At 38.4% G+C, this 15,166-nt stretch carries 15 protein-coding genes; 11 read left to right on the top strand and 4 right to left on the bottom strand.

The features are described from left to right. Positions 1-25: 25 nt before the first annotated feature. Positions 26-3,016: a TIM-barrel domain-containing protein gene (locus tag DKL56_RS07220; RefSeq protein WP_109715919.1), complete on the bottom strand. Its 2,991-nt coding sequence runs from the start codon at positions 3,014-3,016 to the stop codon at positions 26-28. Between the two features lie 153 nt (positions 3,017-3,169). Here DKL56_RS07220 and nagA point away from each other — a divergent pair, with 153 nt between their 5' ends. Next, on the top strand, positions 3,170-4,324 hold the full coding sequence (gene nagA / locus DKL56_RS07215) for an N-acetylglucosamine-6-phosphate deacetylase (protein ID WP_109715918.1): 1,155 nt from the start codon (positions 3,170-3,172) through the stop codon (positions 4,322-4,324). A 217-nt stretch (positions 4,325-4,541) separates the two neighbouring features. Next, a complete protein-coding gene (locus tag DKL56_RS07210; RefSeq protein WP_109715917.1) occupies positions 4,542-5,213 on the top strand; it encodes a type 1 glutamine amidotransferase in 672 nt (223 codons plus the stop codon). Positions 5,214-5,354: 141 nt separating this feature from the next. On the opposite strand, the gene DKL56_RS07205 is transcribed toward DKL56_RS07210, so the two are convergent. Both DKL56_RS07205 and DKL56_RS07200 read right to left on the bottom strand, forming a co-directional pair. Then, positions 5,355-5,831: a nucleoside 2-deoxyribosyltransferase gene (locus tag DKL56_RS07205; RefSeq protein ID WP_046307869.1), complete on the bottom strand. Its 477-nt coding sequence runs from the start codon at positions 5,829-5,831 to the stop codon at positions 5,355-5,357. Positions 5,832-5,850: 19 nt separating this feature from the next. Next, positions 5,851-6,651 carry a tyrosine-protein phosphatase gene (locus DKL56_RS07200; RefSeq protein WP_109715916.1) on the bottom strand — a complete coding sequence of 267 codons (801 nt, stop codon included), beginning with the start codon at positions 6,649-6,651 and terminating at the stop codon, positions 5,851-5,853. Positions 6,652-6,792: 141 nt separating this feature from the next. On the opposite strand from DKL56_RS07200, the gene DKL56_RS07195 reads away from it, so the two are divergent. The 7 genes from DKL56_RS07195 (at position 6,793) to phnE (DKL56_RS07170) (ending at position 12,309) form a co-directional block, all read left to right on the top strand. Continuing rightward, a complete protein-coding gene (locus tag DKL56_RS07195) occupies positions 6,793-7,260 on the top strand; it encodes a universal stress protein (RefSeq protein ID WP_109715915.1) in 468 nt (155 codons plus the stop codon). 457 nt (positions 7,261-7,717) lie between these two features. Further along, complete coding sequence (locus DKL56_RS07190; RefSeq protein ID WP_420812403.1) at positions 7,718-8,647, top strand: phosphate/phosphite/phosphonate ABC transporter substrate-binding protein; 930 nt, start codon at positions 7,718-7,720, stop codon at positions 8,645-8,647. Positions 8,648-8,792: 145 nt separating this feature from the next. Continuing rightward, positions 8,793-8,936, top strand: coding sequence for a hypothetical protein (locus DKL56_RS07880; protein ID WP_162542518.1), 144 nt, complete (start codon positions 8,793-8,795; stop codon positions 8,934-8,936). A 36-nt stretch (positions 8,937-8,972) separates the two neighbouring features. Beyond that, positions 8,973-9,908: a phosphate/phosphite/phosphonate ABC transporter substrate-binding protein gene (locus DKL56_RS07185; protein ID WP_109715913.1), complete on the top strand. Its 936-nt coding sequence runs from the start codon at positions 8,973-8,975 to the stop codon at positions 9,906-9,908. A 19-nt stretch (positions 9,909-9,927) separates the two neighbouring features. Further along, positions 9,928-10,701 (top strand): phosphonate ABC transporter ATP-binding protein, encoded by a 774-nt coding sequence (gene phnC / locus DKL56_RS07180; protein WP_046307862.1) that lies wholly within the window; start codon positions 9,928-9,930, stop codon positions 10,699-10,701. After that, the gene (gene phnE / locus DKL56_RS07175) at positions 10,694-11,497 is read left to right on the top strand and encodes a phosphonate ABC transporter, permease protein PhnE (RefSeq protein ID WP_109715912.1); all 804 of its coding nucleotides are present in this window, start codon (positions 10,694-10,696) and stop codon (positions 11,495-11,497) included. The genes phnC and phnE (DKL56_RS07175) overlap by 8 nt, the downstream gene beginning before the upstream one ends. Next, positions 11,497-12,309 carry a phosphonate ABC transporter, permease protein PhnE gene (gene phnE / locus DKL56_RS07170; RefSeq protein ID WP_109715911.1) on the top strand — a complete coding sequence of 271 codons (813 nt, stop codon included), beginning with the start codon at positions 11,497-11,499 and terminating at the stop codon, positions 12,307-12,309. Before phnE (DKL56_RS07175) ends, phnE (DKL56_RS07170) begins: the two co-directional genes overlap by 1 nt. A 61-nt stretch (positions 12,310-12,370) precedes the next feature. Here the strand turns inward: phnE (DKL56_RS07170) and DKL56_RS07165 are convergent, their stop codons facing one another. Next, positions 12,371-12,937, bottom strand: a complete 567-nt coding sequence (locus DKL56_RS07165) for a DNA-3-methyladenine glycosylase I (protein ID WP_109715910.1) — start codon at positions 12,935-12,937, stop codon at positions 12,371-12,373. Between the two features lie 211 nt (positions 12,938-13,148). On the opposite strand from DKL56_RS07165, the gene DKL56_RS07160 reads away from it, so the two are divergent. Continuing rightward, positions 13,149-13,634: a hypothetical protein gene (locus tag DKL56_RS07160; protein ID WP_109715909.1), complete on the top strand. Its 486-nt coding sequence runs from the start codon at positions 13,149-13,151 to the stop codon at positions 13,632-13,634. A gap of 54 nt (positions 13,635-13,688) precedes the next feature. After that, complete coding sequence (locus DKL56_RS07155; RefSeq protein WP_109715908.1) at positions 13,689-15,086, top strand: metallophosphoesterase family protein; 1,398 nt, start codon at positions 13,689-13,691, stop codon at positions 15,084-15,086. Positions 15,087-15,166: the final 80 nt, after the last annotated feature.

The raw sequence follows: 15,166 nt of genomic DNA, 5'->3' as shown, positions 1-15,166 counted from the left end.
CTTTTTTAGTACTATACTTTATCAATTATCTTTTAGCACGATAGAAAATTATTTCGCGTGCTGCAACCATCGGACCGGAAGAGCGATAAACAGTTAAGCAAACTGATTTGGCGCGCACATCACGCAAACCAATTACCTTATTTTTACTGTCTGCTTTCCAGGTTACATGGTCCGCATACACATGGTAGTTTTCGTTATCAGTTGAAACTGCCAGACTAATTTCGGTTGGGTCACCTTCATGATCAATGTTGCGTGGAACAAAGGCCATGCGACTTAGTTTTTCAACGTCGCTAAATTTGAAAGTTAATTCTAAGGGATGCTCAGGGCTTACTGGTTCACTTGTTTGCCACTCGCTAGCTAGTTTTAAGTCTGTTAGGTAATCAAGTGGATGATTAGCTTTGCTGGTAAAATTGCTTGTAACAGAAATTTCTTGGATGGCATAGTCTTCTGCGGCATGTTTAGTAATTACACCAAAAAGATCTGACCATTCTGAAACTTTATTGCCAATTACGTAACGCATCCGAATGATGTAGCGCGTGTTAGGCAGCAATTCATGGAACGTGAAACTAGTGCCTTCGATTCCTTCATAGAGAAGATTGTTAATTTCAACTTGTACTTCAGCAGGATGAGTCCAAGCTAATTCGAATGAATGGGCTGAAATTTTGCTTGAAGCAACTGACGGTAGCTTAGGCGAAGGTAAAATGCCACTTGTGATTTCATGTCCCAAAACTTCGCTACTGTACGAGAAATCGCGGATAGTGACTTCAATTTTTGTAGTAGCGACCGCATGACTTGCTAACTTGATTTGAAGTGCAGTTTGTTTTGGCAGCTGATACTGTGAGAATTCAGGCAAACTATAGTTAGTATTGTAAAAAATTCCTTCACTTGCGTGAGCAAAAGCATCGAGTGTGCCGTATACCTGGAGGGGTACGATTTGATCATTAACCCTAACTTCAACATTTTCAGGATAAGCGTCGCACATCAAAGTTAGAGCGGTTGGTTGGTCACTTTCTAGCCCAGGATATTGGCCTTCAGTAGGCTCAACTGTGACAACCAATTTTTCTTCGTCAAACGAACTAGTGATTCTTGTCTGGCTGTGATTACTTTCAAAATCAACTGTGCCATTATCATCATAGGTCACACCATGACTAGTACCTTGTGGATAAATGACATAATCTCGTTTGCCAAAGTTGAAGATACTGCCACCACGGACAAAAACAGGTAAGTGCCAGGTTGGATATAAAAGATTATTGTAAACCCGACCACCGGCATATTTTTGGCCTGTAAATAGGTCAATCCACATTGTTTGCTTGCCCGGTAAGTAGAGATTGTCCTTAAGTGAATCACCTTGCTCATTTTCGCGCCCGCTGGTAATTGGTGCAATTAACAGGTTATCGCCGAGCATGAACTCGCTACTAAACAGCTCAGTATAATTGGTACGTTCTTCAGGGAAATCGATAAATAAGGGACGCACAATTGGCTGGCCCAGTCTTGCTAGGGCGTTGAGAGTATAAAGGTAACTTTGCAGGCGTTGGTGCAATTGTAAGTATGCGTGATTAATATCCGTAATTTTACGATTATAAGCAAACGGTGTTTTGCTGTATTGTCCTTGATCATCAAGATTGAATAGTAGAGGTGTAAATGCCTTCCACTCAAAATCACGTACAGTAATTTGGGCGTTACCACCACCAACTGTACCGTCTACTGCTGCACCAGCAAGTGGCTGACCTGATAAGTTAGAACCAACAAGACCGGCAACTTGAGTGGCAATGTTTTCCCAATTGCCACCAACATCGCCATATATGAGTGCGGCATCTTTTTGTGTGCCAACAGAACCACTATCACTGAAAACAATAGCACGTTTGTCTTGCAGCTGATTTTGTAATTTAGCCTTATCCGAATCAATTAAACCAGCATCTGATGTAAAGGCAAAAGCGGTTTTTTCTGGTAGGGCAAGATTATCTTGATGCCAAAAACCAGGAGCAACTTCTTGATTAACTGCATAATCATTGAAAAAGGCTAAAGCATCATTTGCGGCTGTGACATTATAATTAGGCACAAACCAACTTAACTTAAAGTGGGCTTTTTGATAGCGGTCAATCATTGCACGCGCTGAGAAATGATAGTTTTCTTCTCCATTGAGGGAAGCCTTATGGGATGCAAGTTCTTCGTTTTTGGTCCGTGTGTAAAAATCACCGTCAATTTTAGTTGCGTTACGAACGGCAGCCTTACTTGGCTGCCACATTGTTGTACAGAAGTTGCCAATATGTCCTAGACCTAGTGCATATTTTGGTAACATTGCAGGCTTACCGGTTAAGCGATAAAATTTGCTGAGTATTTCTTGTGGTGTAGAGCCTAATAAATAGAAGTTATCGAATAGCTGATCCTGGTGACTAATCGTAGTAATTTTAGAGTCAGGTTTACCAAAATCATAAGTTCCAGCTTGTCTAGTATTACGTAATTCACCGTAACCTCTGTTTGACCAGAAAAATGGCACTTCACTAATGACACCGCCTTTTCCAGTAATATGGTCGCGTTTAATTTTGATTTTTCTACCTTTATGACTGAAATAGCCGTTCTGCAAGCCGCCACCAAAATAGAATTCATTTTTATCTTGATCTAAAAATTCAGTCGTCTGTTGCGCGCTAACTTCAATTGGACTGGATTGGGCCATACGGGTTCCATGCAATGTTTCATCGAAAATACTCATAATAGCTGGTTTTTGCCAAAAAATGATTTGATAATTACCGGAATGAATAATTAAGGAATCATTTGTTGCACGGACACGTGATTTCTCAAAGGCATTGTTATTAAAATGTTCAAACTGAATAAAAGCGGAATTTTCTTCATTAAATTGTTGCTTTGAATCAAGTAAAAGACGGAAAATACCATCAGCCAAGATATAAAAGCGGGCAATTTCCCCTGTTTCAAAGTGCAATTCATAATAGTTATCACGCTTGCTTGCACCTGTTAAAGCTCCAATTTGATGTTTATCTGTTTGCGGTTCTTGTATCATATTTTTGCTTCCTGTTTAGTCTTCTTACACCTATTATAACTAAAAATCGAAAACTTTCCGTTATATTTATAATTCATCTGGTAATGACCAGTTTATTAGTCTAAAATTGATTTTGAAAGCGAATTTACAAGTTTTAAAAGAAAGGCAAAAATTATGACCTATTATATTCACGCAGATAAATTTTTCCTTGAAAATGTAACGGAAGATGGCGGCTATCTAGAAATCCAGGATGACGGCAAGTTTGGCTTTTATTACTCGGAAGATGAGAAGCCAGAAGGTAAAATTGTCGAATATACTGGTAAATGGATTGCGCCCGGATTAGTTGATACACATGTTCACGGTTCACTAAAAGAAGATGTAATGGTAAGTGAATGGGATGGAATCAACCGTCTTTCTGAAGGATTTTTACGTTCCGGTGTTACCAGTTGGCTACCAACGACATATACTGCTGATGAAGCTACTTTGACTAGAATTTGTCAAATGTTTGGTGCACATAAAGGTGAAGAGACTGGTGCAAAAATCCAAGGTTTACACTTCGAAGGACCATACTTTACTGCTGAACATGCTGGGGCAGAAAACCCTAAGTACTTACTAGACCCTAGTGTTAAGCAATTTAATGACTGGCGTGACCAATCTGAAGGTTTGCTAAATAAAATCTCACTTGCTCCAGAACGTGCAGGCGCTAAAGAATTTGTTCGCACAGTAACAAAAGAAGGCGTTGTTGTATCATTAGGTCACTCAAGTGCTACATATGATCAAGCTAAAAGATGTGTTGAAGCGGGTGCAACTATGTTTACCCATACTTTCAACGGAATGCCTGATCCATCACATCATGATTCTTCAATTTCCAATGCAGCAATGGACTTACACAATGTGACTGATGAATTAATCTGTGACGGTCATCACGTTAAGAAGGAAATGGTTCGCACGTTAATTAAGGTCAAGGGTCCAGAGCACATTTGTTTAATTACCGACTGTATGGAAGCAGGAATGATGCCTGATGGCGACTACATGCTTGGCGAATTACCTGTATACGTTAAAGATGGTATGGCTCGCTTAAAAGATGGCGATAATCTTGCCGGCAGTATTTTACAATTAAATACAGCAGTGAAAAATGTTGTTGACTGGAATGCAGCAACTCCTGAAGAAGCTATAATGATGGCATCTTATGTTCCAGCTAAAAGTGCTAATGTCCTAGACAAATGTGGTTCGATTGCACCTGATAAGGCTGCGGACTTCATTGTTTTGAATCCAGACATGACTTTAAGTGAAACTTATTTGAATGGTAAATCACGTTATAAGGCTTAAGCTCGAAAAATAAAAGCACCATGGTTTTAAAATCATGGTGCTTTATTTGTTAGGAAAATATTTGATTTCCCGAATCTGCTTTTTCTTTTATTCATGATTAGTACTCACTTTTCATTAAAGTTAACGGTACTAAAATTACACAAATAGTTTTAAATAATATTAATAGATTGATATGATTAATAATTAAAAAGTAGAGTTAATGTTAGTAGGAGAAAAAATGATTATCAACGTTTTACAGCACACCCCAAATGAAGGACCAGGCTCAATTGAAGCGTGGACAAAACAACATCATCATGATTTTTATGTTTATCATCCATACCAATTTGGTATCTTACCAACAGCGCAGCAAACTGACTTTTTAGTTATTTTGGGCGGGCCAATGAGTCCAAATGATGATTTACCATGGATTGCGCGGGAACGGCAACTAATTAAGGAGCTGTTAGATAAAGATGTTCCTATTCTGGGTGTTTGCTACGGTGCACAGCAAATTGCCAAAACACTAGGTTGCCAGATTATAAAGGCGCCGGTAAAAGAAGTAGGCTGGGCACCAGTTGAATTAAAGTCAGACAAGATTAGTGATTTGCCACAAGAACTAACTGTTTTACATTGGCATGAAGAAATGTTTGAGATACCTGAAGAAGCCGATGTGCTTTTTTCTAACGAAAACTTGACTAATCAAGGATTCGTTTTAGGTCACAAAGCTATCGGACTGCAGTTTCACTTGGAACCTGAACAAAACAATATCAATGAAATTGTAGTAAATGATGCACAGTACATTAAAGGCTCAGTCTTAAATCAAACAGCAGAGCAAATTATCAGTAAAGTAATACCTGCTGCTAATCAAGAAGCAATGTTTAGTATTTTAAATTATCTTGCCAAGGCTAATTAATTGTTATTGCAAAAATAAGATTTAAATTTGCCTTATTTTTATAGTTAACACAAAAAGCTCTATTTCACCGATAGAGCTTTTTTGTATGAATTCAGATGGATATCAAATCAATTATTCATGATTATTTTATCACGATGCGCATTAATATACAGCACCATCGTAGAAATTGAAACGTGCTTTGTCGAAGTCAAAGTCCTTAAGTTCGCTAATTTTAATTGCGTTATCACAAACGCCCCAGCTCATTAAGTTGATTGGCTTACCGTAATCTTCGTCAGGGATAACTAAGACAATGTATTTACCTTGGCTCATTGCATAACCAAGTTCCATCCCAAGACCAACATCTTCTTCTTCAGGTAAGTAAACACCAATCATGATGTCACTTGCCTTAATACCAGTTAAATCACCACGGTAGGTTGCAGTTGCCCATTCACGATCATGTAAGTATTCAGGGTGCTTACCAACATCTATTCCCTTGTATTGGTTGTCGAGTGGGATATAACTATTTTCAAGATCAATGGTTGGGTTGGCGTCTAAAGCTTTCATCGCATCTTGGTAAGCTTTATTTTGTTTTTCGTTGAACCAGCCAGCACCAAAGTAAACAGTCTTTGCTTTGTTCATTTGTGTCTCCTTTTTAATATTAATTAAGATAAATTTTACGCAACTTACTGATCTCTTCATCAGTTATTTTCATCATATCATGTAAATAGTTTTCAACGCCACCATAATTTCGTTGTAATGTTTCAATAACATGATCAATATATTCGGGATGCACAGTTTGTAAGTCTTTTAGGTTGCTTAAGCCTGCTTCGTTTGCGCCCTCATCTTTTGCTTTTTGAAGAAGACCGTTAACAAAGTCTGTTGTTGCGGCATTGGTGAAAAGATAGTCTTGCTTAATTGTGTCTAGCGGAACGCCTAAGGCAGTTAGTGCCAAAAGTGCCGCAAAACCAGTTCTATCTTTGCCGGCTGTACAGTGAAAAATCACGCTACGGTTTTCTTCATCATTTGCAAGCAAGACATCGAAGAACCTTCGGTATGCACGTTGAGCTGATTCACTTTTAATCATGTCATCGTAGGCGATAAACATATGATTATAGCCATCTTTAGGGTTTTGATTATCTTGACTTAAGACTTCATCAATTCCTTTTGATGACTCAGTCAAGTCCTCACTGAAAACAGGGTCAAAATCATAAGTTGCACCTTCTGGGACACGATCTGGTTCACGTTCAACTTCATCTTTACTTCTGAAGTCAACAACGTATTTTACGCCGTAATCTTGTAGATATTTAAGGTCATTTTCATCAAGTGATGCTAAGTTAGCGGTTCTGATTAATTTATGCTTCTTAATCGTTTTGCCGTCTTTAGTTTGATAGCCGCCTAACTCACGAAAGTTACGACCATTTTTGATGTTAAGTAATTGATTTTCTAATTTTATCGTCATTGCATTCTCCACCCTTACTTTCTGACATAAAATCCATTTTAACAATAAAGCTATGTCCAAACAATTATAAAAAAAGTAACTGCTAGCAAAACTATGTTAAAATAAGCTTAGAAAGAATTTCTAAAGGGTGAGGACACAAGTATGAAACAAGACAAAATTTTAGTTCCAGTTGACGGTTCAGAATCAGCTGAAAGATCCTTTGATAAAGCAGTTAAAATCGCAATGGCTGAAAATGCCCACGTTGATGTTCTAAATGTCATTGATACTAGACAATTTTTAGGGGAAATGCAGGATACACTAATTACCGGTGATACTGTTTATCAGATGACACAAGATGCAGAAAAGTATCTTAAGAGTCTGAAGACTTGGGCTCATGACAACCTAGGTTTTGATGATCTTGATTACCATATCCGCTATGGCAGTCCGAAAGCTATTATTTCCTATGACTTTATTAAAGATCATCATAATAATTTGATTATTATGGGAGCTACTGGTCTTAACGCGGTTGAGAGAATGTTAATGGGTTCAGTAACAGAATACGTTAACCAGCATGCATTGGCTGATGTACTTATTGTACGTACGGACGTTGATAATAAGCCACTTAAATAATCTTGAATTTAAAAATTTGAGGCATACACCTTGGTGTATGCCTTTTTGTATCGTAAAAAAGTTGCTACCTCTTTGTTCGTGATTGTTATATTTTTTAAACGATAATTTAAATATTATCGCTAATTTTGTATAAAATTGCGAATATTTATGATATTATTTTATTGCAACGAACGTAATGCTGCTTTTTGAGAAAGGTACCGAAAAATGAGAACAAAGAATGTAACAAATAAATTTTTTGGGCAACTACAACTTTTTTCAATGGCAGACTTATTTGTTCATTTTGCTAATAACAATATCAAACAGAGCTTGGTGTAGTCGGAAACACCGTGCTCTTTTTTGTTGGGATTTTTACCACTTGTGAAAGAAGATGAAGTAATAATAAGCATTAATCATCTGAAAAATTGATAACAAACAGATTGTCGAAAATATAGTTTATTTTAAGGAGTAAAAAATGAAATTGTCTAAAGTTAAGAAATTTCTGTTAGCATTTTTCTTATTGTTTTTAACCGCAGGTTTAACTGCCTGCTCAAGTGGTAAATCAACTTCAAAAAGTGACGGTACGCCGAAGTCGCTGAATGTCCAATTTGTTCCTAGCGTTGGTGCCAACAAGCTCGAAGCTCGGGCAAAGCCAATGGAAAAATTGTTGTCAAAGCGTCTAGGTATTCCAGTTCACGTTTCAATGTCAACTGACTATAACGGCTTAGTAGAAGCAATGAAGTCAAAGAAAGTTGAAGTTGGTTTCCTACCATCTGATGCATACATTTTGGCTCACAAGCAAGGTGCGGCTGACTTGCTTTTGCAATCAGTTCGTTACGGCATTAAACAACCTGGTGGTGTAGCAACCAAGAAACTGGTTAGTTCATACAGAAGTGAAATTTTAGTCAAGAAAGGTTCATCAATTAAGAGCTGGAAGGACTTAAAGGGTAAGTCAATTTCTGTTCAAGATGTTACTTCTGATTCCGGTTATGTTTTCCCAGTAGCAGAACTGAAGAAAAAAGGACTCGATGTAACTAAGAGCTGCAAGATTGTTTCAGTTAAGGGTGCAGACCAAGGCGTACTAAACGTACTTAACGGTGACACGGATGCAGCCTTCGTCTTTGAGGATGCCCGTAACAACGTTAAGGCCGACGAACCTAAGATTATGGAGCAAGTTGTGCCAATCTATTTCTCACAAAGAATTCCAAACGACACAATCTCGGTTATTCCAAGTTTGCCAAAAGCTTTCCAAAAGAAGCTAGCTAAGGCATTCATTTCGATTGCTCATTCTAAAGAGGGTAAGAAAATTATCGAAAGTGTCTATAATCAAGAAGGATATACCTACGCTAAAGACAGTGATTACGATATCATTCGTGAATATAACAAGATCATTGCCTCAACTAAAAAATAAACCAGACTAAGTTATTATTTGGAACGCATTTACCTCAAATTTGGTCTCAGACGAAGTTTTCTGATTAAATTACTTTTCTAAAGGAAACATTTCTGCTATTATTTGTAAGAATAATTTACGGACTGTCGAAAGGGGAGTTAGAGGCATGCAAAAGTATGGATTGCGTACAGCATTCATCAAAGACATTGTTGGCAGCTCTTTTCGTTCCCTTAAAAAAGAGGGTAATGTTCGTTTCTTAATTAATAATGTTATTACCAAAAGACTTAGTGTAATTCACGTTACGTGTTAATTAGATTAGGTCTTTTTTTATGTCTGGGAGGGCACGATGAAGAAATTTAAAAAAGTTTTAGCTGGTGCAGCTGTTATGCTAGTTGCATTGATGGCTACTGCATGTTCTGGTAAAAGCAAGAGCGATAACAGTAGTAGCAATGGCACACCAAAGTCATTGAACGTTCAGTTTGTTCCTAGTCAAGCTGCTACTGAACTTGAGTCACGCGCAAAGCCTTTGGAAAAGATGTTATCTGATCGCTTAGGCATTCCAGTTCACGTTTCAATGTCAACTGACTACAACACAGTTGTCGAAGCGATGAAATCCAAGAAAGTTGATGTTGGCTTCTTGCCACCAAGTGGTTATGTGCTAGCACACGAGCAAGGTGCTGCTGATGTCTTATTACAAGCACAAAGATACGGCGTTAAGCAACCTGGCGGCCGTCCAACTAAGGACTTAGTTAATTTCTATCGTGCTGAAATTTTAGTTAAAAAGGGTTCAGGAATTAAGTCATGGAAGGACTTAAAGGGTAAATCAATCTCCATCCAAAGCCCAACTTCTTCAGCTGGTTACGTTTACCCAATCGCTGAATTGAAGGAAAAAGGTCTTGATGTTAAGAAGAGCTGCAAATTAGTTACTGTTACAGGACAGGATCAATCAGTTTTGAACGTTTTAAACGGTGACACTGATGCAGCATTTGTCTTTGAAGATGCACGTACAATCGTGAAGAAAGACAACCCTAAGATTATGGATCAAGTTGTGCCAATCTACTTCACTAAGCCAATTCCAAATGACACAATTTCTGTTGTTCCAAGCATGTCTAAATCATTCCGTAAGAAGTTAGCAAATGCATTTATTGATATCGGTAAATCTAAGAAGGGTAAGAAGATTATCGAAAGCATTTATACTCATGAAGGATACGTTCCAAGTAAGGACAGCGACTTCGATACTGTTCGTAAGTATGACAAAATTGTCGCATCAACTAAAAAATAAGAGATAAAGGAAGTTTATAATGGCAGATTCTGCAGTTAAGCCAGTAATTGAATTAAAAAACGTTAAAAAGGTCTATGGCAAAGATGTTGTTGGTTTAAAGGACATCAATTTAACGATCAATAAGGGTGAATTTGTCGTTATTGTCGGCTTGTCTGGTGCTGGTAAATCAACACTTTTGCGCTCAATAAATCGGTTAATTGATATTACTGAAGGCGATATTCTAATTAATGGTGAGTCAATTACCAAGGCTAAGGGAAAAGAACTACGGATGTTGCGTAGAAATATCGGTATGATTTTCCAAAGCTTCAACTTGGTTAAACGTTCAAGCGTTTTGCGCAATGTTTTGACGGGTCGCGTTGGTTATTACCCAACCTGGAAGAGTACTCTCAACCTCTTTACTAAAGAAGACAAGCAACGCGCTTATGATGCATTGCAACAAGTTGACCTTGCAGACAAGGTTTACACACGCGCTGATGAGTTGTCCGGTGGACAGCAACAACGTGTGGCAATCGCACGGGTGCTAACGCAAGATCCTGATATTATTCTGGCTGATGAGCCAACTGCTTCACTTGACCCACAGACTTCGCGTCGTGTGATGCAAGACTTAAAGATGCTTAATGAAAAGCATGGCATGACCGTGGTAATCAACTTACACAGTGTTGAGTTAGCACAAGAATTTGGTAAACGGGTTATCGGTGTCCGTGCTGGTGAAATCATTTACGATGGCAAAATGAGTGAAACGCCTAAAGAAACATTTGATCAAATCTATTCCGGTGGTGATCAAGATGAGTAGTACTGAAGAAGAAACTCTAATGACACTGCCAAAGAATAAGTTCAAAATTTTGAACTTATTCTGGATTATTCTCTTTGTTGTTGGTTTAGTTGTTTCGACTAAAGTAACCAAAACCAGCTTAGGCGCACTTTTTGCTAACTTTGGTCAATTTGCGGATATCTTTTTGCAAATGTTGCATCCAAATTGGTCATACTTAGGTGCGGTTATTCCGTTAATCCTTGAGACCATCAAAATGGCAATCTTGGGTACAGTAATCGGGTCAATTCTTGCCTTTGTTTACTCGTTGTTGATTGCTCGCAACATTGTTAAAAATAAGGCGGTGACGGGCATCTTAAGAGTCATTATGAACATTATTAGAACGGTTCCTGACTTACTTTTAGGTGCAATATTTGTAGCAATCGTTGGTATTGGACCTGTTGCAGGTATCTTAGCTTTAGCAATCTGTACGTTTGGGATTGTTGTTAAGTTGTTCTATGAAGCAATCGAAACAATTGATCCTGGTCCAATTGAGGCCTTAACTGCGGTTGGCGCTAATAAGTTGCAAATTATTGTGTTTGCCGTTTTACCACAGGTTATGACTTACTTTATTTCATACTGCTTATACGCGTTTGAAATTAACGTTCGTGCATCGACTGTCTTGGGTTATATCGGTGCCGGTGGTATTGGACTTTACTTGCAAGAAACATTGCAGGTCTTCGATTACCCTAAGACCGGTACAATTATCATTGCAATTATTTTAGTCGTAGTTCTTATCGACTATGTTTCTTCTAAATCAAGGGAGGCGTTGATGAAATAATGGATACTTCAATGAAAAAACTGCCTCCTAAGCCAGTCGATCAGAAAAAGCGCATAGCGCATTGGGCATTGGCAATCGTAACTGTCCTTTTGATTGTTTGGTCATGCACTGGCATTGATTTTGGTGGAATTAAGCAAACTGCAGGTCAAATTGCAGGTGCCATTTTCTCTGGTATTTTCCACCCCGATTGGTCGTATGTCTATAACGGCACGGGTGAAGATTTGGTTTCACAATTGTGGGACACCGTCTGCATTGCCTTTTTAGGAACTTTTATTTCGGCAATTATCTCTTTACCGTTTGCCTTCTGGGCAGCACATACAAGACACAAAAAGTGGTATGTCTCACGGGTTGGAAAAATTGTCTTGGCGATTATTCGGTCATTTCCAGAAATTGTTTTGGCCTTGATGTTCATTAAGGCTGTTGGCCCTGGCTCAGCAGCCGGTGTTTTGGCCTTAGGTTTCCACTCGGTTGGGATGCTTGCTAAACTATTTTCAGAAGCAATTGAAAACTTGGAAGATGGTCCTAACGAAGCAGTTACTGCCGCTGGTGGTTCAAAAACCAATGTGGTCATGTTTTCGATTTTACCGAACCTCTTGCCAGCCTTGATTTCGAATACTTTATACCGATTTGATGTTTCGATTCGTTCGGCATCGGTTCTTGGACTAGTTGGTGCCGGTGGTATCGGCTATCCACTAATCATTGCCTTACAATACCGGCAATGGAATCGGGTAGGAATTATCCTGCTTGGTATTATCATCATGGTAATTGTCATTGACTGGATTTCCGGTTGGATTCGGAAGAAGTTAGTTTAAAAAAAAACGATTTAACCAATTAAAAAAGTTGGACTACTCAAAAAGTGGTCCAGCTTTTTGTTTAACCTTGATATTTAAATGAACAAGTTTCAAGGTGATCGTTAATTAAGCCAATTGACTGTAAAAATGAGTACAGTGTAATTGGACCAACAAAAGAAAAGCCGTCCTTCTTCATTTGTTTGGCCATTTGCACGGTAATTTTACTGGTGCTTGGTACTTCTTCGGCAGTTTGCGCATGGTGAACGATTGGCGTTTTGACAAATTGCTGCAAGTAATGAGCAAAACTGCCTTCTTTGGCATCAACTGCTAGAATCGCCTTTGCATTTTTGAGGGTAGCAGTGATTTTCATCTTGTTACGGACAATTGAACTGTCTTGCATTAAAAGTGCAATGTCATCATCAGTCATTTTTGCTACTTCTGCTGGTGCAAAGTTTTTTAAAGCACTTCGGAAGTTTTCCCGCTTATGCAGAATCATTGACCAATTTAGGCCAGATTGGAAAAGCTCTAAAGTTAACATTTCAAATAAATATTGCTCATCAAGATTGAGCTTGCCCCATTCGTGGTCATGATATTGCTGCATTAATGAGTCGTCTTTTGTGCCCCAAGGGCAGCGGATAAGTTCAGACATCGTAAGTCTCCTTTAAAAATATTTTTTTTGCTATCAATATTAGATACGTAAAAAGTTGTTTTTTCTTTTTTAGATAAATATTATTAGCTCTTATTTAGCGTGAGTAAAATCTGGTTTAAAAAACCCATTAACGAAAGGTAAAATTTTTGCTCACAAAAAGTGCAATAATAGTTTTTTTGGTATAATATAAAATGAACTTTAGGAGGATATCATGGAAAAGTTAGATACAATGACTCTGGCCGATAATTTGGCCGATAATCAAGAAAGTATTTTAAATCAAGAAATAGACTTTGATGCTGAGGCCGTTTATCGTGTGATTGATAATTTGCATGTATTGCACAAGCCAGTTAAAGACTATTTTGGCATGACCCAAGAGCAATACTATGAAACTGAAAGTGACCACAAGCTTACTTTGATTAACTTGTCAGAGCAATTAACTGATTTACATGACCGCATCTTAACTAACCATGTTGACGGTTACGTTGATCAGAATAAAATTAATCTGACTTATAATCATGAAAATCCCTATGAAGATGATTTTTATAATGAGTCAGTTGATTTACACGTGGTTACTTACAGCTTAAAGGTAATCGGTGCTGTTCAAGTAATTGCACCTAAAGTGTTACAAGAAGTATTGTCTAAAGATGCAGTTTTGTCAATCGGCTTAGCAGCCCACGCATTGGCAGATAACGCGTAGTTTCTGAAGCTGTGGCTGACCGCCCGGCTTTTTTCTTTGGGTTGAGGCACAATAATGAATGTTTTTAAGTATTCAATGGGATTATTTGATCGGAAAAATGGGGCTAAAATGCGCCGTCTTTTTAATAAAAGGAAAAATTCACTCGATCCAATGCAAGAATATGTAACGGTCGGTGAATATCATGTTGATGCAGCGCAACATACACCCCAAGGTCTGCCATATAATCTGACCGTTTATAAAGATGAGAATGATGTTTTGCATCAGGCACTCAGTTTAGAAAGTGCTGATAATTTAGCGCCAGAATATGTGCGTGAATTTAGTCCTGAATTGGAACGATACCGTGCGTTTGTTAATCGCAAAACGGGGCGTCGTTATATTGTGGAAGAATACCTTGATGAATTCATTAAACGTGTCAAGGAGCGGACGCATGAGGGTAAAAATTCTGTCAACGTTAGTGTGATTACTGATACCCACTATAAGGATAGTAATAGTACGGATTTTTACGGCTGGAATGGTTTAACTCATGTTAACGAATTTTCCTATCTTGATGATTCTGGCTTACTTGATCTCAAGGTGCATTTGGGTGACTGGATTGATGGCTCTGACACGGGCTTCTTAGGCGAAAGCGAACTAATTAAGTTACGTGATTCGTTTAAATCAACCAAAGTGCCATACTTGATGATTAAAGGCAATCATGACGAAAACGACAAGTATGATGAGCACCACGACTTAAAAGCATCATTCCCCGAGAATGAATTTGAAAAGATTATGTGGCCTGCAATGTATGCCCAGCCTGGTATGCACTATATTTCGCGCCAGCACGGCGTTTGTTACTATGATGTCGATGATATCCGCTTCATTTCAGTCAACACCACTGACTTGCCCTACATTTTAAATGCTCAGGGTCAAAAGTGTTACGATGCCAAAATCACTTTGGCTGTCAGGGAAGATCAGATGGAAGAAATCATCGAAATCTTGGAGCAGTCTTCTAATAAAAGCATTGTCTTTATGAGTCACGGCAATCCGATTAACCGTAAGGGCTCGAATGCGCTTAAGTATAACGGCCGGTCCCTTCACGAACTACTAGTGGCATTTAATCAGGGCGAAAAAGGACAAATGCATTCAAGCAGCGGTATCCCACCAGAATTTCGCTTAGCAAATGACTTTGATTTTACTAATGTGAAAAATGCCCGAATTATTGCTTACTTCTGTGGTCACCGCCACGTTGAAGACCAGTTCAGAATAAATGGTATCCAGTATATTTTGTTTAACTGCTCAGCTTTAATGGGACCGAACCATGTTTTGACGACTAAATATAATAAGAATTGGAATCGTCAAATCGATCATCAAACTGAATTTGCTGGCTACGTTGTAAACATTGATCTGCATCGGCACGTAATCCAGGCCTTTGGTTATGGGGCAGCTAGCAGGCGAAGAATCTTTTACATTTAGGTAAAATGGGTGGACAATTTGGAATTTGGCCGCCATTATCTTATAATGTGAAAGTTAAACTTAAAAACTAACAGGTTACT

Origin of the sequence: Lactobacillus apis (genome assembly GCF_003150935.1) — a bacterium.
Lineage (GTDB): Bacteria > Bacillota > Bacilli > Lactobacillales > Lactobacillaceae > Lactobacillus > Lactobacillus apis.
This window is presented reverse-complemented; position numbering and strand designations above follow the sequence as displayed.